At 63.3% G+C, this 23659-nt stretch carries 21 protein-coding genes, 5 tRNA genes and 1 pseudogene; 10 read left to right on the forward strand and 17 right to left on the reverse strand.

Annotation, left to right across the window (positions count from 1 at the left end; translation table 11 throughout):
• Positions 1–47 precede the first annotated feature (47 nt).
• Complete coding sequence (locus tag JKP78_RS16330; RefSeq protein WP_186689089.1) at positions 48–674, forward strand: DUF2062 domain-containing protein; 627 nt, start codon at positions 48–50, stop codon at positions 672–674.
• Here JKP78_RS16330 and JKP78_RS16335 read toward each other — a convergent pair.
• The 3 genes from JKP78_RS16335 to JKP78_RS16345 all read right to left on the reverse strand — a co-directional run bounded on the left by JKP78_RS16335 (position 558) and on the right by JKP78_RS16345 (position 3035).
• Positions 558–1337 carry an ABC transporter permease gene (locus JKP78_RS16335; RefSeq protein WP_186680575.1) on the reverse strand — a complete coding sequence of 260 codons (780 nt, stop codon included), beginning with the start codon at positions 1335–1337 and terminating at the stop codon, positions 558–560. The genes JKP78_RS16330 and JKP78_RS16335 overlap by 117 nt on opposite strands.
• Positions 1334–2266: an ABC transporter ATP-binding protein gene (locus tag JKP78_RS16340; protein ID WP_186689086.1), complete on the reverse strand. Its 933-nt coding sequence runs from the start codon at positions 2264–2266 to the stop codon at positions 1334–1336. Before JKP78_RS16340 ends, JKP78_RS16335 begins: the two co-directional genes overlap by 4 nt.
• Positions 2267–2411: 145 nt before the next feature.
• Complete coding sequence (locus JKP78_RS16345) at positions 2412–3035, reverse strand: glutathione S-transferase (protein ID WP_200626975.1); 624 nt, start codon at positions 3033–3035, stop codon at positions 2412–2414.
• A gap of 221 nt (positions 3036–3256) precedes the next feature.
• On the opposite strand from JKP78_RS16345, the gene JKP78_RS16350 reads away from it, so the two are divergent.
• Positions 3257–5704 (forward strand): acyl-CoA dehydrogenase, encoded by a 2448-nt coding sequence (locus tag JKP78_RS16350; protein ID WP_200626976.1) that lies wholly within the window; start codon positions 3257–3259, stop codon positions 5702–5704.
• A 90-nt stretch (positions 5705–5794) separates the two neighbouring features.
• Positions 5795–6208: a PA2817 family protein gene (locus tag JKP78_RS16355; RefSeq protein WP_186689082.1), complete on the forward strand. Its 414-nt coding sequence runs from the start codon at positions 5795–5797 to the stop codon at positions 6206–6208.
• A 102-nt stretch (positions 6209–6310) separates the two neighbouring features.
• Here JKP78_RS16355 and JKP78_RS16360 read toward each other — a convergent pair.
• The 5 genes from JKP78_RS16360 to JKP78_RS16380 all read right to left on the reverse strand — a co-directional run bounded on the left by JKP78_RS16360 (position 6311) and on the right by JKP78_RS16380 (position 6875).
• Positions 6311–6386, reverse strand: a tRNA-Gly gene (locus tag JKP78_RS16360).
• An 86-nt stretch (positions 6387–6472) separates the two neighbouring features.
• Positions 6473–6548: transfer RNA gene (locus JKP78_RS16365), tRNA-Gly, on the reverse strand.
• A 3-nt stretch (positions 6549–6551) separates the two neighbouring features.
• A tRNA-Glu gene (locus tag JKP78_RS16370) sits at positions 6552–6627 on the reverse strand.
• Between the two features lie 92 nt (positions 6628–6719).
• Positions 6720–6795 (reverse strand) — tRNA-Gly (locus JKP78_RS16375).
• A 4-nt stretch (positions 6796–6799) separates the two neighbouring features.
• A tRNA-Glu gene (locus tag JKP78_RS16380) sits at positions 6800–6875 on the reverse strand.
• A gap of 285 nt (positions 6876–7160) precedes the next feature.
• Between JKP78_RS16380 and JKP78_RS16385 the strand changes: the two genes are divergently transcribed.
• The gene (locus tag JKP78_RS16385) at positions 7161–7928 is read left to right on the forward strand and encodes a hypothetical protein (protein ID WP_186689080.1); all 768 of its coding nucleotides are present in this window, start codon (positions 7161–7163) and stop codon (positions 7926–7928) included.
• A gap of 129 nt (positions 7929–8057) precedes the next feature.
• Here the strand turns inward: JKP78_RS16385 and JKP78_RS16390 are convergent, their stop codons facing one another.
• Both JKP78_RS16390 and JKP78_RS16395 read right to left on the reverse strand, forming a co-directional pair.
• Positions 8058–8540 carry a GAF domain-containing protein gene (locus tag JKP78_RS16390; RefSeq protein ID WP_186689078.1) on the reverse strand — a complete coding sequence of 161 codons (483 nt, stop codon included), beginning with the start codon at positions 8538–8540 and terminating at the stop codon, positions 8058–8060.
• A complete protein-coding gene (locus tag JKP78_RS16395; protein WP_186689076.1) occupies positions 8537–9427 on the reverse strand; it encodes an ATP-binding protein in 891 nt (296 codons plus the stop codon). Before JKP78_RS16395 ends, JKP78_RS16390 begins: the two co-directional genes overlap by 4 nt.
• Positions 9428–9627: 200 nt before the next feature.
• Between JKP78_RS16395 and JKP78_RS16400 the strand changes: the two genes are divergently transcribed.
• Positions 9628–11985: a hybrid sensor histidine kinase/response regulator gene (locus JKP78_RS16400; RefSeq protein ID WP_200626977.1), complete on the forward strand. Its 2358-nt coding sequence runs from the start codon at positions 9628–9630 to the stop codon at positions 11983–11985.
• Here the strand turns inward: JKP78_RS16400 and JKP78_RS16405 are convergent.
• Positions 11975–12463 (reverse strand): glutathione peroxidase, encoded by a 489-nt coding sequence (locus tag JKP78_RS16405; protein ID WP_186677861.1) that lies wholly within the window; start codon positions 12461–12463, stop codon positions 11975–11977. The two genes, JKP78_RS16400 and JKP78_RS16405, sit on opposite strands and share 11 nt — an antisense overlap.
• 14 nt (positions 12464–12477) lie before the next feature.
• Positions 12478–12873, reverse strand: coding sequence for a peptide-methionine (R)-S-oxide reductase MsrB (gene msrB / locus JKP78_RS16410; protein ID WP_186689071.1), 396 nt, complete (start codon positions 12871–12873; stop codon positions 12478–12480).
• Positions 12874–13040: 167 nt separating this feature from the next.
• Here msrB and JKP78_RS16415 point away from each other — a divergent pair, with 167 nt between their 5' ends.
• Positions 13041–14252, forward strand: a complete 1212-nt coding sequence (locus tag JKP78_RS16415; protein WP_186689069.1) for a pyridoxal phosphate-dependent aminotransferase — start codon at positions 13041–13043, stop codon at positions 14250–14252.
• A 254-nt stretch (positions 14253–14506) separates the two neighbouring features.
• Entirely contained in the window at positions 14507–15394 is an 888-nt protein-coding gene (htpX, locus tag JKP78_RS16420; protein WP_186689067.1) for a protease HtpX, read from the forward strand.
• A gap of 62 nt (positions 15395–15456) precedes the next feature.
• Here htpX and JKP78_RS16425 read toward each other — a convergent pair whose 3' ends face one another.
• A complete protein-coding gene (locus JKP78_RS16425; RefSeq protein ID WP_200626978.1) occupies positions 15457–16107 on the reverse strand; it encodes a thiopurine S-methyltransferase in 651 nt (216 codons plus the stop codon).
• A 101-nt stretch (positions 16108–16208) separates the two neighbouring features.
• Between JKP78_RS16425 and JKP78_RS16430 the strand changes: the two genes are divergently transcribed.
• The gene (locus tag JKP78_RS16430) at positions 16209–16976 is read left to right on the forward strand and encodes a DODA-type extradiol aromatic ring-opening family dioxygenase (protein WP_200626979.1); all 768 of its coding nucleotides are present in this window, start codon (positions 16209–16211) and stop codon (positions 16974–16976) included.
• A 188-nt stretch (positions 16977–17164) separates the two neighbouring features.
• Here JKP78_RS16430 and JKP78_RS16435 read toward each other — a convergent pair.
• Positions 17165–18878: pseudogene (locus JKP78_RS16435) on the reverse strand (DEAD/DEAH box helicase).
• 389 nt (positions 18879–19267) lie between these two features.
• Entirely contained in the window at positions 19268–20023 is a 756-nt protein-coding gene (locus tag JKP78_RS16440; protein WP_200626981.1) for a spermidine synthase, read from the reverse strand.
• Positions 20024–20140: 117 nt separating this feature from the next.
• On the opposite strand from JKP78_RS16440, the gene JKP78_RS16445 reads away from it, so the two are divergent.
• Positions 20141–21487, forward strand: a complete 1347-nt coding sequence (locus JKP78_RS16445; protein WP_003247094.1) for a class II 3-deoxy-7-phosphoheptulonate synthase — start codon at positions 20141–20143, stop codon at positions 21485–21487.
• A gap of 112 nt (positions 21488–21599) precedes the next feature.
• On the opposite strand, the gene JKP78_RS16450 is transcribed toward JKP78_RS16445, so the two are convergent.
• Complete coding sequence (locus tag JKP78_RS16450) at positions 21600–21818, reverse strand: DUF1127 domain-containing protein (RefSeq protein ID WP_186689046.1); 219 nt, start codon at positions 21816–21818, stop codon at positions 21600–21602.
• A gap of 96 nt (positions 21819–21914) precedes the next feature.
• Between JKP78_RS16450 and JKP78_RS16455 the strand changes: the two genes are divergently transcribed.
• Positions 21915–22766, forward strand: coding sequence for a LysR substrate-binding domain-containing protein (locus JKP78_RS16455; RefSeq protein ID WP_200626982.1), 852 nt, complete (start codon positions 21915–21917; stop codon positions 22764–22766).
• Positions 22767–22817: 51 nt separating this feature from the next.
• Here the strand turns inward: JKP78_RS16455 and JKP78_RS16460 are convergent, their stop codons facing one another.
• Positions 22818–23567, reverse strand: coding sequence for a sulfite exporter TauE/SafE family protein (locus JKP78_RS16460; RefSeq protein ID WP_200626983.1), 750 nt, complete (start codon positions 23565–23567; stop codon positions 22818–22820).
• Positions 23568–23659 lie beyond the last annotated feature (92 nt).

Raw genomic sequence — 23659 nt, forward strand, 5'->3', positions numbered from 1 at the left:
ATCGGGAATCAGGGCATACTGCCCGGATCAACGCTCCGGGAGCCTACATGCCGCGCCGACTGTTCAAACGCTACATGCCGGATCCGACCAGCATTCGCGAACACAAGTCCTTACGCTTTTTTGGCAAGCTGCTGCACGACCCGAACCTCTGGCACCTGAACCGGCACTCGGTAGCCCGGGCCATGGGGGTCGGCCTGTTCGCGGCCCTCATACCCATTCCCATGCAGATGCTGCTGGCGGCGGCGCTGGCGATTCCGGTGCGCGGCAACCTGCCGATCGCTGTCAGCCTGGTATGGCTGACCAACCCGCTGACCATGCCACCGGTGTTCTTCGTCACCTACATGACCGGCGCCTGGCTGATGCAGGTTCCGCCGCGCAGCCTGCCCGACGAGCTGACCTTCGCCTGGATCAGCGACCAGCTGGCCACGCTGTGGCAGCCATTCCTGCTGGGTTCTCTGGTCTGCGGGGTGGTGCTGGGCATCGTCGCCTACTTCACTACCCTGCTGTACTGGCGCTGGTGGATTGGCCGGCAATGGCGCCGGCGCAAGCTCAGGTGCTCAGGCACGCATGCCGCGGCCGCTGACCAGCAGGCGAACGCACAGCAGGTAAAGCACCGCGGTGGCGACCAGCATGAAGGTAATCGCCGTGCCAATGCTGATGTCCGACACCCCTAGGATGCCGTAGCGGAACGAGTTGACCATGTGCAGCACCGGGTTGGCCAGCGACACGGTCTGCCAGAACGGCGGCAGCAGGTTGATCGAATAGAACACCCCGCCCAGGTAGGTCAGCGGTGTCAGTACGAAGGTCGGGATGATCGAGATATCGTCGAAGTTGCGCGCGAACACGGCGTTGACGAAGCCCAGCAACGAGAAGATGGTGGCGGTCAGCAGCACCACGACCACGGTCACGCCCAGGTGGTGCACCTGCAGGTGGGTGAAGAACAGCGACAGGAAGGTCACGATCACCCCCACCGCCAGGCCACGCAATACCCCACCCAGCACATAGCCGATGAGGATGGTGTGCGGCGATACCGGCGATACCATCAGCTCTTCGATCGAACGCTGGAACTTGCTGCCGAAGAAGCTCGACACCACGTTGCCGTAGGAGTTGGTGATAACCGACATCATGATCAGCCCCGGCACGATGTACTCCATGTAGCTGAAGCCACCCATGTCGCCGATCTGTCGGCCGATCAGGTTACCGAAGATGACGAAGTACAGGACCATGGTGATCGCAGGTGGCAGCAGGGTCTGCGGCCAAATGCGCAGGAAGCGCCGCACTTCACGGTAGACGATGGTGTTCAGGGCGACCCAGTTGGTGCGCAGTTCCACATTCATACTGCCACCTTCGACAGGTTTTTCTCCACCAGGGACACGAACAGCTCCTCGAGTCGGTTGGTCTTGTTACGCAGGCTTTGCACCTCGATGTTCTGCAGCGCCAGCTGGCCGAACAAGGCGGTGATGCCGATGTCCTTGTCCACTTGCACTTCCAGGGTGTGCGGGGTCAGCAGGCGGCAGGGGTAGCCCTGCAGCGCTGGCGCCGTGGCCAGGTCGTGCTTGAGGTCGAGGACGAAGGTTTCGACATGCAGCTTGCCCAGCAGCTGGCGCATGCTGGTGTTCTCGACGATGGTGCCATGGTCGATGATGCCGATGTTGCGGCACAGCTGCTCGGCCTCTTCCAGGTAATGGGTGGTGAGGATGATGGTGATGCCTTTCTGGTTCAGCTCGGTGAGGAAGCTCCACATCGAGCGGCGCAGTTCGATGTCCACGCCGGCAGTGGGCTCGTCGAGAATCAGCAGGCGCGGTTCGTGGATCAGTGCACGTGCGATCATCAGGCGGCGCTTCATGCCGCCGGACAGCGACCGCGACGGCACGTCACGCTTGTCCCACAGGCCCAGCTGGGTCAGGTACTGCTCGGCGCGGGCCTTGGCCACCTTGGGCGGGATGCCGTAGTACCCGGCCTGGGTCACGACGATGTCGAAGGTCTTCTCGAACTGGTTGAAATTGAACTCTTGCGGCACCACGCCCAGGCAGCGCTTGAGCGCGGCAGGTTCGCGATCGAGGTCATGGCCGAAAACGTTGACCGTCCCGCTGGTCTTGTTGACCAAGGTCGAGAGGATGCCGATGGTAGTGGACTTGCCGGCGCCGTTGGGGCCGAGCAAGGCGAAGAAATCGCCTTCGGCAACATCCAGATCGATGCCCTTGAGGGCCTGGAAGCCGTTGCCGTAGGTCTTGGTCAGCTGTCGGATCGACAGGGCGGAACTCATAGCGGGTCACTTACCAGAAAAAAAGGTGCAGGACACGCCAGGCAAAGTCACTGGCGCAGTGAGTGCGGCCAATGGTGCTTGGCCTGGCCGCACAAGTACAGTCACATGTATTGATAATGACTATCGAAGCATGCGTGGTGTTCGATCAGGTCAGCGCTGTCATCACTGCGGCCTGGTAGGCCGGGCGCGCCTTGAGGCGCTCGTACCAGGCGTGCAGGTGGTGCATGGGCGGGCGCTCGATCGGCATTTCGAACCAGGCGTAGATGAAGCTGCCCAGTGGGATGTCGCCCATGCCGATGCGCTCTCCGGACAGGTATGGCTGCTTGGCCAAGGTGTCGTCGACGATGGCCAGCAATGCAGCGCATTGCTTGTGCGCGGCATTGATCGCCACCCAGTCACGCTGGTCTTCGGGGGTGCGCAGCAGGCCCCAGAACAACGGGCGGAACGGGCCGGCGAAGGACGAGGTGGTCCAGTCCATCCACTTGTCGGCCAGGGCGCGCTGGCGTGAGTCCTGGAGATACCAGCCCTGCTCCGCGCCGTACTCGGCGCACAGGTAGCGGACGATGGTATTGGATTCCCACAGGGTCAGGTCAGCGTCTTCGAGCATCGGCACCAGGCCGTTGGGGTTGCGGGCCCGGTAGTGCGGCTCATTGACCACGCCGAAGGCGCCACCGGCGTCGATGGACTCGAAGTCCAGGCCCAGCTCGTGGGCGATCCACAGCGCCTTGCGCACATTGCTCGAATTCTTGCGGCCCCAGATCTTCAGCATGGCAACGTCCTTATGAAATGCGGAGGTGGCACAGTCTACTCCAGAGTTTTGTTGCCTGTACCGGCCCAATCGCTGGTTGCCGGCGATTGGGCCGGTACAGGACAAGGCGCGCTGAAACTCCCGGCGCCCCACCCTTGTCACTGTTCTGACCCTGTCGTCCACAGCGTTGCGTCTAAGCTATCCGGGACGGCTCAAGCCCCTGGTTCCAAGGAGGACCGATTATGTTGCTGTTGTGGTTAGTGGTATTGGTGGTCGGCGCAGCGTACCTCACGCACCGGCGCCTGGCGCCCTTGCAGATTCTCGGCATCATGGCGGCCTACGTGCTGCTGATGAGCATTTTCAGCCCGGCCCCCGGCTGGCTGCTGACCCTGATCTGGCTCGTGCTGGCCCTGAAAATTGCCCTGGTGGCACTGCCGGAATGGCGCCGCAAGGTTTTCACCGGCCCGGTATTCAACTGGTTCCAGCGCACCCTGCCGCCAATGTCGCAGACCGAGCGCGAAGCGATCGACGCCGGCACCGTGTGGTGGGACGGCGAGCTGTTCAGCGGCCGCCCCGACTGGCACACCCTGCTTGCCTACCCGGCAGCGCAGTTGACCGAAGAAGAACAGGCCTTCATCGACGGCCCGACGGAACAACTGTGTGCCATGGTCAGCGACTGGCAGATTGGCCAGGACATGGATCTGCCAGCCGAAGCCTGGGCGCATATCAAGCAACATGGCTTCTTCGCCCTGATCATCCCCAAGGAATATGGCGGCAAAGGCTTCTCGGCCTATGCCCACTCGCAGGTGGCGATGAAACTGGCGACCCGCAGTGGCGACCTGGCGTCCACGGTGATGGTGCCCAATTCCCTCGGCCCGGCTGAACTGCTGCTGCACTACGGGACCGACGAGCAACGCAACCACTACCTGCCACGCCTGGCCCGTGGCGAGGAAATTCCCTGCTTTGCCCTGACCGGCCCGCTGGCCGGCTCCGACGCTGGCGCCATGCCCGACAGCGGCGTGGTGTGCAAGGGCCAGTGGCAGGGTGAAGAAGTCCTCGGCCTGCGCCTCAACTGGGAAAAGCGCTACATCACCCTCGGCCCGGTCGCGACCTTGCTGGGCCTGGCATTCAAGGCCTACGACCCGGACCACCTGCTGGGGGAACAGGAAGAGCTCGGCATCAGCCTGGCACTGATCCCGACCGACACCCCCGGCGTAGACATCGGCAAGCGGCACCTGCCACTGGGCGCCGCGTTCATGAACGGCCCCAATAGCGGCAAGGACGTATTCGTGCCGCTGAGCTTCCTCATCGGCGGCCAGGCCATGCTCGGCAAGGGCTGGATGATGCTGATGAATTGCCTGTCGGTCGGCCGCTCCATCTCCCTGCCCGCCGTGGGCACTGGCGCGGCCAAGTACACCAGCCTGGTCACCGGCCAGTACGCCAACATCCGCGAACAATTCAATGTGCCGCTGGCGGCCTTCGAGGGCATTCAGGAATCGCTGGCGCGCATCGGCGGCAACACCTGGCTGATGGACAGCGCCCGCCTGCTGACCGCCAAGGCCGTCGACCTGGGCGAAAAGCCATCGGTACTGTCGGCAATCCTCAAGTATCACCTGACCGAGCGCGGTCGCGAATGCATCCAGCACGCCATGGACGTGCATGGCGGCAAGGGCATCATCATGGGCCCCAACAATTACCTGGGCCGCAACTGGCAAGGCGCGCCGATTTTCATCACGGTAGAAGGGGCCAATATCCTTTCACGCAACCTGATGATCTTTGGCCAGGGTGCCATCCGCTGCCATCCGTTCGTGCTCAGGGAAATGGCCCTGGCCGGGCGCGAGGACCACGACCAGGCATTGCAGGAATTCGACGACCTGCTGATGCAGCACATCATGTTCGCCGCGGGCAACGCGGCCAGCACACTGATATTCAACCTGGGGCTGGGGCGCCTGGAAAACGTGCCCGGTGCCCCCCTGAGCCAAGGCTACTTCCGTGCCTTGAACCGCCAGGCCGCGGCCTTTGCGCTGCTGGCAGACTTGTCGATGATGCTGCTGGGCGGCGCACTCAAGCGCCGCGAGCGCCTGAGCGCACGGCTGGGCGATGTGCTGAGCTACCTGTACCTGTCCAGTGCCGCGCTCAAGCGCTACCACGACCTGGGCGCGCCGGAACACATGCAGCCGCTGCTGCGCTGGGCCATGGAAGAAAGCCTGGGTCAGGCGGAACACGCCTTGGACCGCCTGCTCGACAACTTCCCCAACCGCTTTGTCGGCTGTGCGCTGCGGGTACTGGTGTTCCCCTTCGGCCGCCGCCATACCGGGCCGAGCGACGAGCTGGATGCCGAAATTGCCGCGCTGATCGGCCGCAACAAAGGCGACCCGGCACTGGAGGAGTTGCTTGCCGGCTGCTTCAGGCCACAGGCCGACGGCGACCCGGTGGCGGCGCTGCAACGGGCCAGCGACCTGCTGGACGAGACCGCCCCGCTGTACAAGGCGCTGCATCAGGCGATCAAGGAAGGCCGAGTGCAACCCGCACCCGGCCAGTCGGCGATCGACGCAGCGGTCGACAGCGCGGTGCTGCAGCCAGGCGAAGGGCAACGCCTTCAAGCAGCGGAACAGGCACGCCGCGCAGTGATCGATGTCGATGCCTTCGACAAGGCCCAGTTGCTGGCGGAACCGGGCAAGGTTCGCTGATCGGCACTGCCAGAAAGGGGCTGCTTTGCGGCCCCTTCCCCATCCCGCGTATACTCCGCGCCCGTTTCGACCACACCGAGGACCGCCACCATGGCCAACCCCCATCTGGAATACCACCTGCAACTGCTGAACCACCTGCGCACCATCCTGGTCGCCCTGGGTGAAGCGGATCAGGTACCGGAGGAAAGCCACGCCCTGTTCCTCGAACGCTTCGACGAACTGCTGACCCTGCTGCCGCAAGACCCACTGCAAAGCCAGTACCTGGGCCAGGACCTGATCTGCCAAGTGATCCAGCGCTACCCGCAGATCGCCCACCTGGTACCCCGCGACCTGCTGTGGTTCTTTGCCGGTGACTGCCTGCACTTCATGCCTGACGAAGAACTGGAGCTGTACCAACAGCTGGAAGAACGCCGCTACGAAGCCGAGCAGGCCGGCGAGCCGTTTGACTGGAACCTGGAAAAGCAGCTGCTGGGCGCCCAGCAAGGCCCCGCCAGCACGCACTGACCGCAATGCCAGGCTGCGATGAAACATGCGCGGCCTGTTTACCCGCAACATTTTCCAGAGACGAAAAAAACGCCACCTCACAAGAGATGGCGTTTTCTGAATTGGAGCGGGAAACGAGACTCGAACTCGCGACCCCGACCTTGGCAAGGTCGTGCTCTACCAACTGAGCTATTCCCGCAATTTGAAGCTTTACCGCTAAACGGCGTGAAGCGCCTTCACGACCTTCACCACCACTGCACCGTGCGAACGCCACAGTATTTAAACTGGAGCGGGAAACGAGACTCGAACTCGCGACCCCGACCTTGGCAAGGTCGTGCTCTACCAACTGAGCTATTCCCGCATTTGGCGTCCCCTAGGGGACTCGAACCCCTGTTACCGCCGTGAAAGGGCGGTGTCCTAGGCCACTAGACGAAGGGGACACACAACACTTTTCAGTGCACCAGAACATGAACCTCACGATTCAGCCTGGATTTTCTTTTCCTGCCTCGCCGCAAGGCGCTGCCGGATAAACTGGAGCGGGAAACGAGACTCGAACTCGCGACCCCGACCTTGGCAAGGTCGTGCTCTACCAACTGAGCTATTCCCGCAATTTGGCGTCCCCTAGGGGACTCGAACCCCTGTTACCGCCGTGAAAGGGCGGTGTCCTAGGCCACTAGACGAAGGGGACACGCTGCTGGCATCGCTGCCTGCTTTCACTCCCTGCCGCGTTTCGCTGTGTGCTTTACGCTGCAAGTGGCGCGCATTCTATGGAGGCTTCGTAGAGGCGTCAACCCCTTTGTAGAAATTTATTTAAATCAACGACTTCCGGGTGTGGGGTGCAGATCCGCAGGCGGCGGCCGATATAAAGAAGGCCTGCCCGCGAAGCGCGCCGGCAGAGGACACGGCGGCTGTTCGTTCCCAGGCGAACTTACTACACTCAAGGGTGTGATTCTTCTTCAACGAGGCATTAACGGTGACTCCACTTCTGATCACCCTGCTCATCGTGGCGGGTATCGCGTTGCTGATCGTGATCGGCTACCTCAACAATGTTGTCGAGAACAACAAGCTCGAGCGCGCCCGGCTGAAAGTCGAGCTGGCCGACCGCCTGCGCCGTTGTGGCGAAATCACCGAAACCTTCCCCGGCCAGTTCATGACCCCGGCGCTGAAGCTGCTGCTGACCCGCCTGGAACTCAACCTCAACCAGCGCCAGCTGGCGCTGGACAAGCACAGCGCCGAAATCAAGGCACGCATTGCCGAACTGGAGGGGCTGATTGCCTTGGGCGGGAAGATTCCGGTCAACAACCCACCCAGCCCGATCCAGACCGAGGTCAAGGCCAAGGACGTGCGCTTTTTGCTGGAGGCGCTGCACAGCCAGGTGACCCGCGCCGCCCAGGAGGGCTTCCTGCCCACAATCGAGGCCAAGCACTGGGTCAGGGAGATCCGGCATGTGCTGGTGCTGCTGCATATCGAGTTCTTCAACAACCTGGGCCAGCAGGCCCTGCAGAATGGCCAGCCGGGCCAGGCGCGCCTGGCCTTCGAGCGCGGCGTGCAGTACCTGCGCAAGCAGCCGGAGCCGAAGGCCTATGAAGAGCAGTTGACCTACCTGGAGAAACTGCTGGCCCGGGCCAATGCCCAGGTGCTGGAAAAGATGGAGCCGGCGGAAAACGAGCAGAACGAACTAACCCAGGGGCTCAAGACCGATGACGAAGAGACCTGGAAGAAGCGGGTGATCTACGACTGATCGGAAAACTGTTGCGGGTTTGACGGCCCTGCCGCCGGCAAACCCGCCCAGCTACTGCACAAGTGCAAACCGGTGTTGGACTTGTGGATGCGGGCTTACCGCCGACAGGGCCCGTGCAGGCAACCACAATCAGCAGTCAGTCAACTCCAGAAAGAGCGCCGCCAAGCGCTCCAGCCCCAGCTGGTCCGCCTCGCTGAAACGGCCGATCTTCGGGCTATCCAGGTCCAGTACACCAATCAACCTGCCCTCCTTCACCAGCGGAATCACCAGCTCGCTGTTCGACGCACTGTCACAGGCGATATGCCCCGGAAACGCATGCACGTCTTCCACTCGCTGGGTCTGCCGCGTTGCCGCCGCCGCCCCGCACACGCCCTTGCCGAACGGAATGCGCACGCAGGCCACCTGGCCCTGGAACGGGCCGAGCACCAGCTCTTCGTTGCGGTTGAGGTAGAACCCCGCCCAGTTCAGGGCGTCCACCTGGTTGTACAGAAACGCCGAGAACTGCGCGGCATTGGCGATGAAGTCACGCTCGTCGGCAAACAGCGCCTGCACTTGCGCCGCCAGCAGGTTGTAGCCGTCGAGTCCGGCGCCACTGGCATTGAGGTCGATCATTTACTTTGCTCCAGCAATTGCAGCCCGACCCAGTAGCGGGCGAACTGATAGGCACAGCGGCCATTACGGTTACCGCGGCCGGTGGCCCAGCGCACGGCGAGGATGTCCAGGGCTTCGTCACGCTGCCAGCGCAAGCCGGCCGGGCGTGCCAGCTGGCCGATCCAGTGCTCGACCACGTTGAGGAAGTGTTCCTGACTGAAAGGGTAGAACGACAGCCACAGGCCAAAACGGTCGGACAGGGCAATCTTGTCCTCCACCGCTTCGTTGGGGTGCAGTTCGCCGTCGACCATTTTCCAGTTTTCGTTGTCGCTCTGTTTTTCCGGGACCAGGTGGCGGCGGTTGGAGGTGGCGTACAGCAGCACGTTGTCCGGGGCCTGTTCCAGCGAGCCATCGAGCACGCTCTTGAGCACCCGGTAGTCGCCCTCCCCGGCTTCGAACGACAGGTCGTCGCAGAACAGGATGAAGCGCTGCGGCAGCTTCTGCAGTTGCTCGACCACGCGTGGCAGGTCGGCCAGGTGATCACGTTCGATTTCGATCAGGCGCAAACCGGCACTAGCGTGTTCGGCCAGCAGGGCCCGCACCAGCGACGACTTGCCAGTACCGCGCGAACCCCACAACAATGCGTGGTTGGCGGGCAGGCCGTTGATGAACTGGTGGGTGTTGCGGCCCAGCTGGTCACGCTGCAGGTCGACGCCGATCAGGTCGCTGAGGCGAATGTCCAGGCTGACCTGCAGCGGCAGCAGATAGCCGCTGCGGCCGTCGCGCTGCCAGCGCGCGGCCAGGGTGGTGGCCCAGTCGATGTTCGGACGTGTTGCCGGCAACAGAGGTTCGAGGCGCGCCAGTACCGATTCGGCGCGGTCCAGGAAAGCAATCAAGCGAGCGTCCATCAGGGCTCCTGCAAATTCAGATTCGGGGTTGTTGTGCTGGCCTCTTCGCGGCTAAAGCCGCTCCCACAGGTTTATCACCGCCCTTGAGACCTTTGGTGTACCTGTGGGAGCGGCTTTAGCCGCGAAGAGGCCGGCACAGCCAGTAAATCAATCAAGGCTGAATGTGCGACAGACCCACCAGCAGCCGGGGTTGATCGGCTATGCTTGCGCTGCGCAAGGAACGTGGAACCGGCTCGGCACTCATGGATATAAAGTTCACCAATCGCCTGTCATACAAGCAAGCCCGGTTGACAGTCCTGGTCGGCTTCATCCTGGGAACATTGCTCAGTCTCATCCAGATCGGCATCGATTATGCCAGCGAAGACGCATCCATCAACCGAGAAGTGCGCGACTTGCTGAAAATCAGCCACAACCCGGCCTCGCGCATCGCCTACAACATCGACTCGGAGCTGGCCCTGGAGTTGACCAGCGGCCTGCTGCAATCGCCGGCGGTCATCCGCGCACGGCTGAGCGACAACAACGGCATGGTGCTGGCCGATGTCCAGCGTCCGCGCATGCAGGACCGCTATCGGTCACTGAGCGATTTCCTGTTCGGCGAGCAGCGCCAGTTCGAGGATCGCCTGTACCTGACCCACATGCCCGACGACTACCTCGGCAACCTGTACCTGGAGGTGGACACCTACGCCTTCGGCGCCCGCTTCCTCGACCGCGCCGGTGTCACCCTGGTCAACGGCTTCGCGCGCAGCCTGGTGTTGACCGGCATCCTGCTGGCGCTCTTCTACATGATGCTGACCAAGCCATTGGTAACCGTGATCGGCGCGCTCAGTGGTCGCGACCCACGCAAGCCTCGGCGAACCCGCCTGGACTGCCCGCATGGTCACGAAAACGATGAAATCGGGGTGCTGGTGAAAGTCGCCAACCAGCAATTCGTCAGCATGGCCACCGAGATCGATCAGCGCCGCAACGCGGAAAACCGCCTGACCCAGTACCTCAACGAGCTGGAAGACATCGTCTCGGCGCGCACCAATGAGCTGAAAGCCAGCAACAACAGCCTGAGCCGCTCCAACCAGGAACTGGAAGAGGCCCGCCGCCGGGCCTTGGACATGGCCCAGGCGCGTTCCGCCTTCCTCGCCAACATGAGCCATGAGATCCGCACCCCGCTCAACGGCATGCTCGGCATGATCGCCCTGGCCCTGGACAGCCCCTTGCCCAGCGAACAGCGCCAGCAGCTGGCGATTGCCCATGACTCAGGCAAGGTACTGGTCGAGCTGCTCAACGATATCCTCGATCTGTCCAAGTTCGATGCCGGCCAGCTGGAGCTGGAGCACATCCCGTTCGACATGGGCTCGATGGTCGAAGACACCGCCAACCTGCTGTCACAGAACACTGCGCAGAGTGTCGAGCTGACCTGCCTGATCGCCCGCGACTTCCCCAGCAGTGTGCTGGGCGACCCCACACGGGTGCGCCAGGTGGTCAGCAACCTGCTGTCCAACGCCCTCAAATTCACCCGTTTCGGCCGCGTCGATGTGCGCCTGACCACCATTGTCGGCGGCGTGCGCCTGGAAGTGCGCGATACCGGTATTGGCATCCCCGAAGAAGCCCAGGCACGAATCTTCCAGCCATTCACCCAGGCCGGCGCCGGCATCACCCGCCAGTTTGGCGGCACCGGCCTGGGCCTGGCGCTGACGCACAACCTGTGCAAGGCCATGCAGGGCCGCCTTTACATTGATTCGCAGCCGGGCTTTGGCAGCCGCTTCAGTGCCGAGCTGCCATTGGCCGTGCACACCGAGGCCATCGCTCCGCCCCCGCTACAAGGACGGGTGGCGGCACTGACCATGGCCGGCAGCGGGCTTGATGAATTGCTCCAGGACCTGCTGCCCGCCTGGGGGCTGGCGTATCAGCGCCATGACAGCAGCGCCACGCTGGATGCCGCCGCCATCGACCTGCTGATCACCGATGATCTCGACCGCCTGTTCGAACTGCGCCCGGCGTTGAAAACCCCAATCCTGCTGGTGACCGCCTACGGTAACTTCCTGCCCAGCGAACAATCGGTCGCCCTCGCCCCGCTGCATCAACTGGCCCGCCCCCTGGCGCGCAACGCCCTGTACCAGACCCTGCGCCGCACCTTGCAAGGCTTCGAACCCGAACACCCGCTCGCCAGCCCGGCCATCACCCTGGAACAAGGCCGCGCGCGGATCCTGCTGGTGGAGGACAACCCGGTGAACCAGCTGGTAGCCAAGGGCATGCTGGCCAAGCTGGGCTGCCAGGTACAACTGGCGACCCAGGGCGCCGAAGCCCTGGAAATGCTGGAGCAGGACACCTTCGACCTGGTGCTGATGGACTGCAACATGCCGGTGATGGATGGCTACGAGGCCAGCCGTCGCATCCGCCAGAGCGGCCGCTGGCCCGACTTGCCGATCGTCGCCCTCACCGCCAATGCCATGCCCGAGGAGCGCGAGCGCTGCCGGGCGGCGGGCATGAACGACTATCTGGCCAAGCCATTCCGCCGCGAAGAGCTGCTGGCACTCATCGACCACTGGGTGCCGGTCAACGGCTGAGCAGGCGCTCGATGTCTGCCTGCAGCGCCTGCGGCTTGGTGGTGGGGGCATAGCGCCTGACCTGGCCGCTGGCCGGATCGACCAGGAACTTGGTGAAGTTCCACTTGATCTTCTGCGAACCGAGCAGGCCTGGGGCACGCTGCTTGAGTTCGACGAACAGCGGGTGGGCTCCCGGGCCGTTGACCTCGACCTTGCGGAACAAGGGGAAACTCACGCCGAAATTGCGTTCGCAGAACTGGGCGATTTCCCGCGCATCGCCCGGCTCCTGCTTGCCAAACTGGTTGCAGGGGAAGCCCAGCACCACCAGGCCACGTGCCCGGTAGGCCTGCCACAGTTGCTCCAGGCCTTTGTATTGCGGGGTGAAACCGCACTGGCTGGCGGTGTTGACCACCAACAGGGCCTTGCCCGGGAAGTCACCGAGCGTCTTGTGCTCGCCGCCCAAGGTCACGCATTTGATATCCAGCATCGATTCAGCCATGTAGCGGGCTCCGGTCAGTCGCGCGGGCGCAGGTCGATGCACACCGAGTTGATGCAGTAACGCAGGCCGGTCGGTGGCGGACCGTCCGGGAACACATGGCCCAGGTGCGCATCGCAGCGGGCGCAGGTGACCTCGGTGCGGATCATGCCGTGGGAGGTGTCGCGGATTTCGATCATCGCGCCGTCCTCGATGGGGGCATAGAAGCTCGGCCAGCCGCAGCCGGAATCGAACTTGGTCTGCGCATCGAACAGTGGCAGGCCGCAGCAGATGCAGTGGTAGATGCCGTCACGGCGCTCGCTGTTGTACTTGCCGCTGAATGGCCGCTCGGTGCCTTTGAGACGGCATACCTGATACTGCTCGGGGTCGAGCATCGAGCGCCATTGTTCCAGGGTTTTCTCGATCTTTTGCATGTAGGGACCTCGGCAGGCTGAATTTCACCGTGCACCGTCTTTTCCGGGGCGCGGGTGGCACGTATATTAGTTGGCTTCGTGTGCCAGGCGTTCAGTCTGGCACCCGCTTCCTGCCCTTTCAAACCTTTCGGCGGGGCGTAGCGCGTTTTCTCAATCGGGATCCCATCATGCAGTTCAGCAAATCGAACAAGCTCGCCAATGTCTGCTATGACATTCGCGGCCCAGTGCTCAAGCACGCCAAGCGCCTGGAAGAGGAAGGCCACCGCATCCTCAAGCTGAACATCGGCAACCCGGCGCCGTTTGGCTTCGAGGCGCCTGACGAAATTCTTCAGGATGTGATCCGCAACCTGCCCACCGCGCAGGGCTACAGCGATTCCAAGGGCCTGTTCAGTGCACGCAAGGCCGTCATGCAGTACTGCCAGCAGAAAGGCATCGAAGGCGTCACCATCGAAGACATCTACCTCGGCAACGGGGTGTCCGAGTTGATCGTCATGTCGATGCAGGCGTTGCTGAACAACGGCGACGAAGTGCTCATCCCTGCCCCCGACTACCCGCTGTGGACCGCTGCCGTGAGCCTGGCCGGCGGCAAGCCGGTGCACTACCTGTGCGATGAACAGGCCGACTGGTTCCCCGACCTTGACGACATCAAGGCCAAGATCACCCCGAATACCAAGGCGCTGGTGATCATCAACCCGAACAACCCGACCGGCGCAGTTTATTCCCGCGAGCTGCTGCTGGGCATGCTCGAGCTGGCCCGCCAGCACAACCTGGTGGTGTTCTCCGACGAGATCTACGACAAGATCCTCTACGACGAAGCCGTGCACATCAGCACCGCCTCGCTGGCCCCCGACCTGCTGTGCCTGACCTTCAACGGCCTGTCCAAGTCGTACCGGGTAGCGGGCTTCCGTTCCGGCTGGCTGATCATCTCGGGGCCCAAGCACCACGCCCAGAGCTATATCGAAGGCATCGACATGCTGGCCAACATGCGCCTGTGCGCCAACGTGCCGGCCCAGCATGCGATCCAGACCGCACTGGGCGGCTACCAGAGCATCAACGACCTGGTACTGCCACCGGGCCGCCTGCTGGAACAGCGCAACCGCACCTACGAGCTGCTCAACGATATCCCCGGGGTGAGCTGCGTGAAGCCGATGGGCGCGCTGTATGCGTTCCCGAAGATCGACCCGAAGGTATGTCCGATCCACAACGACGAGAAATTCGTGCTCGACCTGCTGTTGTCGGAAAAGCTGCTGATCGTGCAGGGCACAGCGTTCAACTGGCCATGGCCGGACCACTTCCGCGTGGTGACCTTGCCACGGGTGGATGACCTGGAAGCGGCGATCGGGCGGATTGGCAGTTTCCTGAAGGGTTATTCGCAGTAGGTTCGACCGAGGATCTGGGGAGGCGCCGAGATCGAGCGCCGCCCGCGCGGCGCTCGATCTCAACGCCGCCGTAGATCTCCAGGCATGAGCCGCTTCTTACATCCTGCAACGCTCTATCCCACAGCCCTCCTGCCATCCTCTGCCATACTCCGCCGTACACAGTTTGAAATAGTCACCCGATTGAATCAGCACGGCCGGCACCTTATATACCCCGCAGTAAGCGACAACTCATCCGTCAGGAGAACGTAACAACCATGATGCGCATTCTGTTGTTTGTAGCCACCAACCTTGCGGTGGTGCTGGTTGCAAGCATTACCCTGAGCCTGTTCGGTTTCAACGGGTTCATGGCCGCCAACGGGGTCGACCTGAACCTCAGCAGCCTGCTGGTGTTCTGCGCCGTGTTCGGCTTTGCCGGCTCCCTCGTCTCGCTGTTCATCTCCAAGTGGATGGCGAAGATGACTACCGGCACCCAGATCATCAGCCAGCCGCGCACCCGCCACGAGCAGTGGTTGTTGCAAACGGTCGAGGAACTGTCCCGCGAGGCCGGGATCAAGATGCCCGAGGTGGGCATTTTCCCGGCCTACGAGGCCAACGCCTTCGCCACCGGCTGGAACCGCAACGACGCGCTGGTCGCGGTGTCGCAGGGGTTGCTGGAGCGCTTCTCGCCCGATGAGGTGCGCGCGGTACTGGCCCACGAGATCGGCCACGTTGCGAACGGCGACATGGTCACCCTGGCGCTGGTTCAGGGCGTGGTCAACACCTTCGTGATGTTCTTCGCACGCATCATCGGCAACTTCGTCGACAAGGTCATCTTCAAGAACGAAGAAGGCCAGGGCATTGCCTATTACGTGGCAACCATCGTTGCCGAACTGGTACTCGGCATCCTGGCCAGCATGATCGTGATGTGGTTCTCGCGCCGCCGCGAATACCGCGCCGACGAAGCCGGTGCACAGCTGGCCGGTACCGCAGCGATGATCGGCGCCCTGCAACGCCTGCGTGTGGAGCAAGGCTTGCCGGTGCACATGCCTGACACCTTGAAGGCTTTCGGCATCAATGGCGGCCTCAAGCACGGCCTGGCTGGCCTGCTGATGAGCCACCCGCCGCTGGAAGACCGCATCGAGGCCCTGCGCCGTCGCGGTTGATTCACCCAGTGACAGGAAAGGGCGACTTCGGTCGCCCTTTTTTGTGCACGGCAACACCGCATTCAGCGGCTTACCTGGTACACCCTCTCAAACAGGCTGGTAACTCCCGCCTGTCCAAACTTCGGGCTCTGCTCGATGACTTGCACAACCTCCAGCTCGTCCACCTGCCACCCGGCCAAGCCGTGACGCAGCTCTTCATCCCCGACCGAGAACGGCGGCCCGTCCAGCAGCGCCTGGTCGTAATCCAGGGTTACCATCAGCCCGCGGCACCCCGCTGGCAGCAACGCCGACAATCGTTGCAAATAACGCGCACGCATCTGCGGCGGCAGCGCGATTACCGCCGCCCGGTCATACAGCCCTGTACAGTCGCCGATATCCTCCGGCTGCAGAGCAAAGAAATCACCGCACCACAGCTGCAGATCACCATTGCGCCAGACCTCGAACGCCCCGCGCTGCTGCACCTCGGCATCGAGCCCATGCTCGCGGAAGAAATCCTCCACCGCCCGCCGCGACAGCTCGATGCCCACCACGCGATGCCCCTGCCCGGCCAACCAGGCCAGGTCCAGGCTCTTGCCGCACAGCGGCACCAGCACTTGGCTACCCGGCTGCCGCTGCAGCTGCGCCCAATACTTTTGCAGGTAGGGGTTCACCTGCGCCTGATGAAAACCGATCTGGTTGTCGGCCCACCGCTGCTGCCAGAACGCTGGCTCCATGATCACTCCCGATTTTTAGATGGTTTACCGGTAAAACTTGGTTTGGATTTCGATGTGTAGTTGTTCGAAGATGAACACATCTTAACCGCCAGGACTCTGCCATGTTGCCCAGCCTGTTCATTTCCCATGGTTCCCCCATGCTTGCCCTGCAACCCGGGGCCAGCGGGCCGGCATTGGCCGGGCTGGCCAATAGCCTGGCGCGGCCGAAAGCGATCGTGGTGGTATCGGCGCACTGGGAAAGCCGCGAACTGCTGGTGACCAGCAGTGAACGGCCCGAGACGTGGCATGACTTCTATGGCTTCCCGCAGGCGCTGTATGCAGTGCAATACCCTGCGCCGGGCGAGCCCGCCCTTGCCGGGCAGGTCAGCGCCCTGCTGAGCGCTGCCGGGCTGCCGGCCCGGCTGGACCCGCAACGCCCGTTCGACCACGGCGCCTGGGTACCGTTGTGGCTGATGTACCCGGATGCGAGCATCCCTGTGGTGCAGGTTTCGCTGCCCAGCCATTTGGGGCCGGCATTGCAACTCAAGGTGGGCCAGGCGCTGGCGGGGCTACGCGACCAAGGGGTGCTGCTGATCGGCTCGGGCAGCATCACCCACAACCTGGGCGAACTGGACTGGCACGCCGGGCCGGAGGCGATCGAACCTTGGGCGCTGGCATTCAGGGATTGGGTGGTGGAAAAGCTGCAAGCCGATGACCAGGCAGCGTTGCTGGACTACCGGCAACAGGCACCGAATGCAGTGCGTAACCATCCCAGCGATGAGCACTTGCTGCCGCTGTTCTTTGCCCTTGGGGCGGGGGGCAAATTTGGCGTGGTGCACCAAGGGTTTACCCTCGGGGCGTTGGGGATGGACATCTATCGGTTCGACTGAAGATAGCCGGGGGCGCTTTGCGCCCCTGTCGCGACACAAGGCCGCTCCTACCAGGGTTACGCGCTACCGTGGAGTACGCGATCCTTTGCAGGAGCGGCCTTGTGTCGCGATGGGCTGCAAAGCAGCCGCAAAATGGCACAGACAAAAAAATCCCCGACCTGGGCCGGGGATTTTTCATTGCGCCAGGATCAATCCTCGCGGTAGCGGCGCAGCTTCAGCTGCTTGCCAGCCACGCGGGTGTCCTTGAGCTTGGACAGCAGCTTCTCCAGGCCGTCTTCCGGCAGCTCGACCAGACTGAAGCTGTCGCGCACCTGGATGCGGCCGATGGCGTCACGGGCCAGGCCACCCTCGTTGAGGATCGCACCGAGCAGGTTCTTGGCAGCGATGCCGTCACGGGCACCCAGGGCGGTACGGCAACGCACGCGGCCTTCGGCCAGCGGCATCGGCGCACGGCGCTCGCGGTCACCACGCTCCGGGCGCTCGCCACGCTCACCACGCTCACCGCTGCGCTCACGCGGGGTGAAGCTTGGCACCAGCGGTTGCTCACGCTCCACTGCAGCCAGGTCCAGCGCCTGGCCATTGGTGGCCTTGCGCAGCAGGGCGGCAGCCAGGGCACGCGCGCTGCAACCCAGGTCGTTGGTCAGGCGGTCGAACAGCTCGCCATGGGTGGCTTCGGCTTCGGCTACCAACGGCGCCAGGCTCGAAGTCAGCTTCTTGATGCGGGCATCCAGCACGGCCTGGGCATTCGGCAGGCGCGCTTCGGCCACCTTCTGCCCGGTAACACGCTCGATGACCTGCAGCATGCGGCGCTCACGCGGAGTCACCAGCAGCAGTGCGCGACCATCGCGACCGGCACGACCGGTACGGCCGATGCGGTGTACGTAGGACTCCGGGTCGTACGGCATGTCGACGTTGAACACGTGGGTGATGCGCGGTACATCCAGGCCTCGGGCGGCAACGTCGGTGGCGACGACGATGTCCAGGCGACCATCCTTGAGCGAGTCGATGACGCGCTCACGCTGGTTCTGGGCGATGTCGCCGTTCAGCGCGGCAGCCTTGTAGCCCTTGGCTTCCAGCGCGGCGGCCAGGTCCAGGGTGGCTTGCTTGGTACGCACGAAGGCGATCAGCGCGTCGAACTCTTCCACTTCCAGCAGACGCAGCACAGCCGGGATCTTCTGGTCGGCGTGGACCATCAGGTGGGCCTGCTCGATCGCGGTGACGGTCTGGGTCTTGCTCTGGATCTTGACGTGCTTGGGCTCGCGCAGGTGACGCTCGGCGATCGAGCGGATCGACGACGGCAGGGTGGCGGAGAACAGCACGGTCTGGCGGCTGGCCGGGATGGCATCGAAGATCACTTCGAGGTCGTCCATGAAGCCCAGCTTGAGCATCTCGTCGGCTTCGTCGAGGACCAGGTACTGCACGGTGGACAGCACCTTTTCGTCACGGCGCAGGTGGTCGCACAGGCGGCCCGGGGTGGCCACGACGATTTGCGCGCCATTGCGGATCGCTCGCAGTTGTGGGCCCATCGGGGCACCACCGTAGACGGCGACCACGTTCACGCCCGGCATCTGCTTGGCGTAGGTTTCGAAAGCGGTAGCAACTTGCAGCGCCAACTCACGGGTTGGCGCCAGGATCAGGGCTTGCGGTTCGCGCTTGCTCACATCGATCTTGTTGAGGATCGGCAGGGCGAAGGCAGCGGTCTTGCCGGTGCCCGTCTGCGCCTGGCCGATCATGTCGTGACCGGCGAGGATGATCGGGATCGATTGTTGCTGAATGGCGGACGGCTCTTCGTAGCCGGTCGCCAGAACGGCAGCAACAATGTTCGGATTGAGATCGAGAGCGGCGAAGCCGCCGGTTTCCTGGGTCATGGGTCTGCCTCTAGGTGCATCCGCAAAGACCCATGCTCCAAAGCTGCACAAGCCATGAAAGACCGACAGGTCACCCAGGCAGCTTTGGCGGCGGGGATTTGCGAAAACGATTGAAAAAGAAAACTTGGGAAAGTCCGCCTAGCGGACGCGCAGCCGAAGCTGGACTCGGAGGGTTTGCACCACCTGATTTTGAGGTCCGCTAAAAGACCGGCGCGTACTATACCCGAAATGGTGCAAAGACGTGAGGAAAATTTTCAGGGTGCCTGGCCAGTGTCGGGCCATCAGCAATGTGCGGCTGAAACGATTCCTGTCTGCGATAACGCGTCGTCTGATTCGCGGGCATGCCCGCTCCCACAGGATACTCACCACCCTTGAGCACAGTGATATTCCTGTGGGAGCGGGCGTGCCCGCGAAGAAGCCAACTCAGGTAGCCGGCCGAATCTCGCGGATCAGCCCCTCGAGGCTGTACCCCAGGCGCGGCGCCAGCGCCTCTGCCCGGGCTTTCAGCCCATCCAGTTCCAGCGTCTGCTCCAAGTCCGCCGGTACCAGCAGGATCACATTGCCCTCCTTCACCGGCAACTCCCAGTAATGCCGGTGGTACAACCCGCGCAGCAACGCCGCACCCAGCGGCTTGCCGTCGTCGGTGGCCCATTGGTTGATCACCAGCCAGCCGCCGGGGTTGAGCTGCTGCTGGCAGCTTTCCAGGAAGTTCCACGCAAGGTGCCCTACCCCCGGCCCATGGTCGGTGTACAGGTCGACGAACACCAGGTCGGCCTTTTCCGCCGTGGGCAGCAGCTCCAGGGCATCCCCGATGCGTACATACAACCGCGGGTCGTCATCCAGGCCCAGGTATTCCATGGCCAGGCGCGGCACGTCCGGGCGCAGCTCGATGGCCTCGATGTCGTCCAGCGGCAGGAACTTCATGCACGCCTGGGTCAGCGTGCCGGCGCCAAGGCCGAGAAACAACGCGCTTTCCGGCTGTTCATGGCACAACGCCCCGACCAGCATGGCGCGGGTATAGTCGTACTCCAGCCAGCTGGGGTCGGCGGTGAATACGCAGCTCTGCTCGATCGCATCGCCAAACTCCAGAAAGCGGTAGTCGTCGACTTCATACACGCTGATGACGCCAAAGGCATCGTCCACCCGTGCCAGTAGCCGCTCTTGCCGTTCCGTCGTCATGTTCACCACCCAACCGCGCAAAAACGCGCATTGTCCGCCAACACCCTTGCTGCAACAAGCACGGCGCCAACTGTTACCATGGCCCAATAGCCTACAACCGACCAGACCGAGCCCGAGATGAACCAACCGTGGAGCCCTGACAGCTGGCGCGCCCTGCCGATCCAGCAGCAACCGACCTACCCCGACGCCGCGCACCTGCTGAAGGTCGAACAGACCTTGGCCAGCTATCCGCCGCTGGTGTTCGCGGGCGAAGCACGCGAGCTGCGCCGGCAATTTGCCGAAGTCACCGAAGGCCGCGCCTTCCTGCTGCAGGGCGGCGATTGCGCCGAGAGCTTCGCCGAGTTCTCGGCGGCGAAAATCCGCGACACCTTCAAGGTGCTGCTGCAGATGGCCATCGTCATGACCTTCGCTGCCGGCTGCCCGGTGGTGAAAGTCGGGCGCATGGCCGGGCAATTCGCCAAGCCACGCTCCTCGGGCGATGAAACCATCGGCGACATCACCCTGCCGGCCTACCGTGGCGACATCGTCAACGGCATCGGTTTCGACGCCAAGAGCCGCATCCCCGACCCGGAACGCCTGCTGCAGGCCTACCACCAGGCCACCGCCAGCCTCAACCTGCTGCGGGCCTTCGCCCAGGGCGGGTTTGCCGACCTGCACCAGGTGCACAAATGGAACCTGGACTTCATCGCCAACTCGGCACTGGCGGACAAGTACCACCAGTTGGCCAACCGCATCGATGAAACCCTGGCGTTCATGCGCGCCTGCGGTCTGGACAGCGCGCCGCAACTGCGCGAAACCAGCTTCTTCACCGCCCACGAAGCACTGCTGCTGAACTACGAAGAAGCGTTCGTGCGCCAGGACAGCCTGACTGGCGACTACTACGACTGTTCGGCCCACATGCTGTGGATTGGCGACCGCACCCGCCAGCTGGACGGTGCCCATGTGGAGTTCCTGCGCGGCGTGCACAACCCGATCGGGGTCAAGGTTGGCCCAAGCATGAACCCAGAAGAACTGATTCGCCTGATCGACACGCTGAACCCGGCGAACGACCCCGGGCGCCTGAACCTGATCGTGCGCATGGGGGCCGGCAAGGTGGGCGACCACCTGCCGGGGCTGATCCGCACGGTCGAGCGCGAGGGGCGCAAGGTGCTGTGGAGTTCCGACCCGATGCACGGCAATACCATCAAGGCCAGCAGCGGCTACAAGACCCGCGACTTCGCGCAGATCCTCGACGAGGTGAAGCAGTTCTTCCAGGTGCACCAGGCCGAGGGCAGCCATGCCGGCGGCATCCACATCGAGATGACCGGGCAGAACGTGACCGAATGCATTGGTGGTGCCCGGCCAATTACCGAAGATGCCTTGTCGGACCGCTACCATACCCACTGCGACCCGCGGATGAATGCCGACCAGTCGCTGGAGCTGGCGTTTCTGATCGCCGAAACGCTGAAGCAGGTACGGCGCTGAGGCGGGTGGGTGTATGCCTTGGGGTTCAGGTTGCCGGTGAGATCGAGCGCCGCGTGGGCGGCGCTCGATCTCACCGCGCTGAAAACCCCAAGCCAAACACCTCCCCCCTTGCTCACTTACGCAGCGGGTCATCCCAGAAATGCCGCTCGGCCTCTTGCTGGATGTCGGCCCGGCTCAATCCCAGATCGTGCAGGGTCGCATCGCTGAGGCTGGCCAACTGCTGACGCTGGCGGTACAGCTGCAGCCACCGCGCCATCTGGTGGACGGCCGCATGCCACAGGTGGTTCAGGGAAAAGGCAGGTTGCTGGATGCTGCTGACATGACCTTTCATCGTGAAGCCCTCCGTGTTGATGGCTCCAGTCTGCTGTCAGGCATAAGATCAATCCAACGAATGTTTCTGATGCCATGCATCTCGGAGATTGATGCAATGTCCCAGTACCAGAGCCTCGACGCCGACGTATTGCGCACCTTTGTCGCCATCGCCGAGCAAGGTGGCTTCACCCGGGCCGGCGAGGTGGTCAACCGCACCCAGTCGGCGGTGAGCATGCAGATGAAACGCCTGGAAGAAGACATCCTGCAACGCCAGCTGTTCGAGCGCGACGGTCGCCAGGTGCGGCTGACCGCCGAAGGCCAGGTGCTGCTGGGGTATGCCCGGCGTATCCTCAAGCTGCACGGCGAAGTGTTCAATACCCTACGCATGCCGCACATGGTCGGGATGGTCCGTATCGGCACGCCGGACGACTACGCCATGCGCTTCCTGCCGACCATCTTGTCGAGCTTTGCCCAGGCCTACCCGCTGGTACAGGTAGAGGTGCATTGCGAGTCGTCCAAACAACTGATGCTGCGCCAGGACCTGGACCTGACCATCGTTACCCGCGAGCCGGGCAACGAGATTGGCCAGCTGTTGCGCCAGGAACGTCTGGTATGGGCCGCCGCCGAAGGTTTCTGTCCGCAGGAGCAACGGCCGATCCCGCTGGCGTTGTTCAACAGTGACTGCTTCTGCCGGGCGTGGACCTGCAATGCCCTGGAAGCCCAGAGCATCGATTACCGCATCGCCTACACCAGCCCGAGCCTGGCGGCGATTTTTGCCATCGTCACGGCCGGGCTGGCGGTAACCGCGCAGTTGCAGAGCCTGATTGGCGGGAACCTGCGCATCCTGGGCGAGAACGAAGGGTTGCCGCAGTTGCCGGTGGCCAATGTGATGCTGGTGCGCAGTACGCAGAGTGCGTCGCCGATTACCGATTGCATGGCCGATTACATCATCGAAGGGTTCAAGTGAGCCCGGGGCTGCTGTAGCAGCGGCCTTGCTCGCGACAAGACCGCAAAGCCCTCACAGCTCAAACCCGAGCATCACCGCGCACACCACCAGGAACACGCAGAACATCGCCCGCAGCGCCTTTTCGGGCAACGCATGGGCCAGCTTCACGCCCCAGCTGATGCTGAGCAAGCCGCCCACCGCCAACGGGATGCCCACACTCCAGTCAACGCTGTGGTGCACCCCATAGGTGAGCAAGGTCACCAAGGTACTCGGCGCCGCCAGGGCCAGCGACAACCCCTGCGCGACCACCTGGGTGGTACCGAACACACTGGTCAGGATCGGCGTGGCCACCACCGCCCCGCCCACGCCGAACAAGCCACCCATGGTGCCGGCGAAGCTGCCCAGCACGCCCAGCCATGGCCAGGGATGACGCAGCTCGGCGCTCGGCGGCGCAACTTTCATGAACATCCGCGCCACGTTCCACACTGCCAGGGCGACCAGGAAGCCGACAAAGCCCAGGCGCATGGAGTGCGCATCCAGCCCCACCGCCCAGATCGACCCCAGCCAGGCGAACACGAAGCTGCACAGCGACAATGGCACGGCGTGGCGCAGTTCGATGCGGTTACGCTGGTGGTAGCGCCACAGCGCCAGCAGCACGTTCGGCACCACCATCACCAGTGCCGTCCCCTGGGCCAGCTGCTGGTCCAGGCCAAACAGCACGCCCAGCGCCGGAATCGCGATCAACCCGCCACCAATGCCGAACAGGCCACCCATGGTCCCCAGGGCAGTGCCCAGCACGATATACAACACCCACTCGATCATCAGGGCCTCTCTGCCTGTACACACGATGCAAGCATGCTAGCCACTGCGGGCTGGCGGGGAAACGCACAGCAGCGCACAATGGCTGTGCGTCA

The sequence above is a fragment of the Pseudomonas sp. LAM2023 genome, assembly GCF_016620375.1.
In the GTDB taxonomy this organism is placed as follows: domain Bacteria; phylum Pseudomonadota; class Gammaproteobacteria; order Pseudomonadales; family Pseudomonadaceae; genus Aquipseudomonas; species Aquipseudomonas anuradhapurensis.

Coding starts and splice junctions, on each gene's coding strand:
- JKP78_RS16330 (WP_186689089.1), top strand. CDS start 48: ATGCCGCGCCGACTGTTCAAACGCTACATGCCGGATCCGACCAGCATT.
- JKP78_RS16335 (WP_186680575.1), bottom strand. CDS start 1,337: ATGAATGTGGAACTGCGCACCAACTGGGTCGCCCTGAACACCATCGTC.
- JKP78_RS16340 (WP_186689086.1), bottom strand. CDS start 2,266: ATGAGTTCCGCCCTGTCGATCCGACAGCTGACCAAGACCTACGGCAAC.
- JKP78_RS16345 (WP_200626975.1), bottom strand. CDS start 3,035: ATGCTGAAGATCTGGGGCCGCAAGAATTCGAGCAATGTGCGCAAGGCG.
- JKP78_RS16350 (WP_200626976.1), top strand. CDS start 3,257: ATGTTGCTGTTGTGGTTAGTGGTATTGGTGGTCGGCGCAGCGTACCTC.
- JKP78_RS16355 (WP_186689082.1), top strand. CDS start 5,795: ATGGCCAACCCCCATCTGGAATACCACCTGCAACTGCTGAACCACCTG.
- JKP78_RS16390 (WP_186689078.1), bottom strand. CDS start 8,540: ATGATCGACCTCAATGCCAGTGGCGCCGGACTCGACGGCTACAACCTG.
- JKP78_RS16395 (WP_186689076.1), bottom strand. CDS start 9,427: ATGGACGCTCGCTTGATTGCTTTCCTGGACCGCGCCGAATCGGTACTG.
- JKP78_RS16400 (WP_200626977.1), top strand. CDS start 9,628: ATGCTTGCGCTGCGCAAGGAACGTGGAACCGGCTCGGCACTCATGGAT.
- JKP78_RS16405 (WP_186677861.1), bottom strand. CDS start 12,463: ATGGCTGAATCGATGCTGGATATCAAATGCGTGACCTTGGGCGGCGAG.
- msrB (WP_186689071.1), bottom strand. CDS start 12,873: ATGCAAAAGATCGAGAAAACCCTGGAACAATGGCGCTCGATGCTCGAC.
- JKP78_RS16415 (WP_186689069.1), top strand. CDS start 13,041: ATGCAGTTCAGCAAATCGAACAAGCTCGCCAATGTCTGCTATGACATT.
- htpX (WP_186689067.1), top strand. CDS start 14,507: ATGATGCGCATTCTGTTGTTTGTAGCCACCAACCTTGCGGTGGTGCTG.
- JKP78_RS16425 (WP_200626978.1), bottom strand. CDS start 16,107: ATGGAGCCAGCGTTCTGGCAGCAGCGGTGGGCCGACAACCAGATCGGT.
- JKP78_RS16430 (WP_200626979.1), top strand. CDS start 16,209: ATGTTGCCCAGCCTGTTCATTTCCCATGGTTCCCCCATGCTTGCCCTG.
- JKP78_RS16440 (WP_200626981.1), bottom strand. CDS start 20,023: ATGACGACGGAACGGCAAGAGCGGCTACTGGCACGGGTGGACGATGCC.
- JKP78_RS16445 (WP_003247094.1), top strand. CDS start 20,141: ATGAACCAACCGTGGAGCCCTGACAGCTGGCGCGCCCTGCCGATCCAG.
- JKP78_RS16450 (WP_186689046.1), bottom strand. CDS start 21,818: ATGAAAGGTCATGTCAGCAGCATCCAGCAACCTGCCTTTTCCCTGAAC.
- JKP78_RS16455 (WP_200626982.1), top strand. CDS start 21,915: ATGTCCCAGTACCAGAGCCTCGACGCCGACGTATTGCGCACCTTTGTC.
- JKP78_RS16460 (WP_200626983.1), bottom strand. CDS start 23,567: ATGATCGAGTGGGTGTTGTATATCGTGCTGGGCACTGCCCTGGGGACC.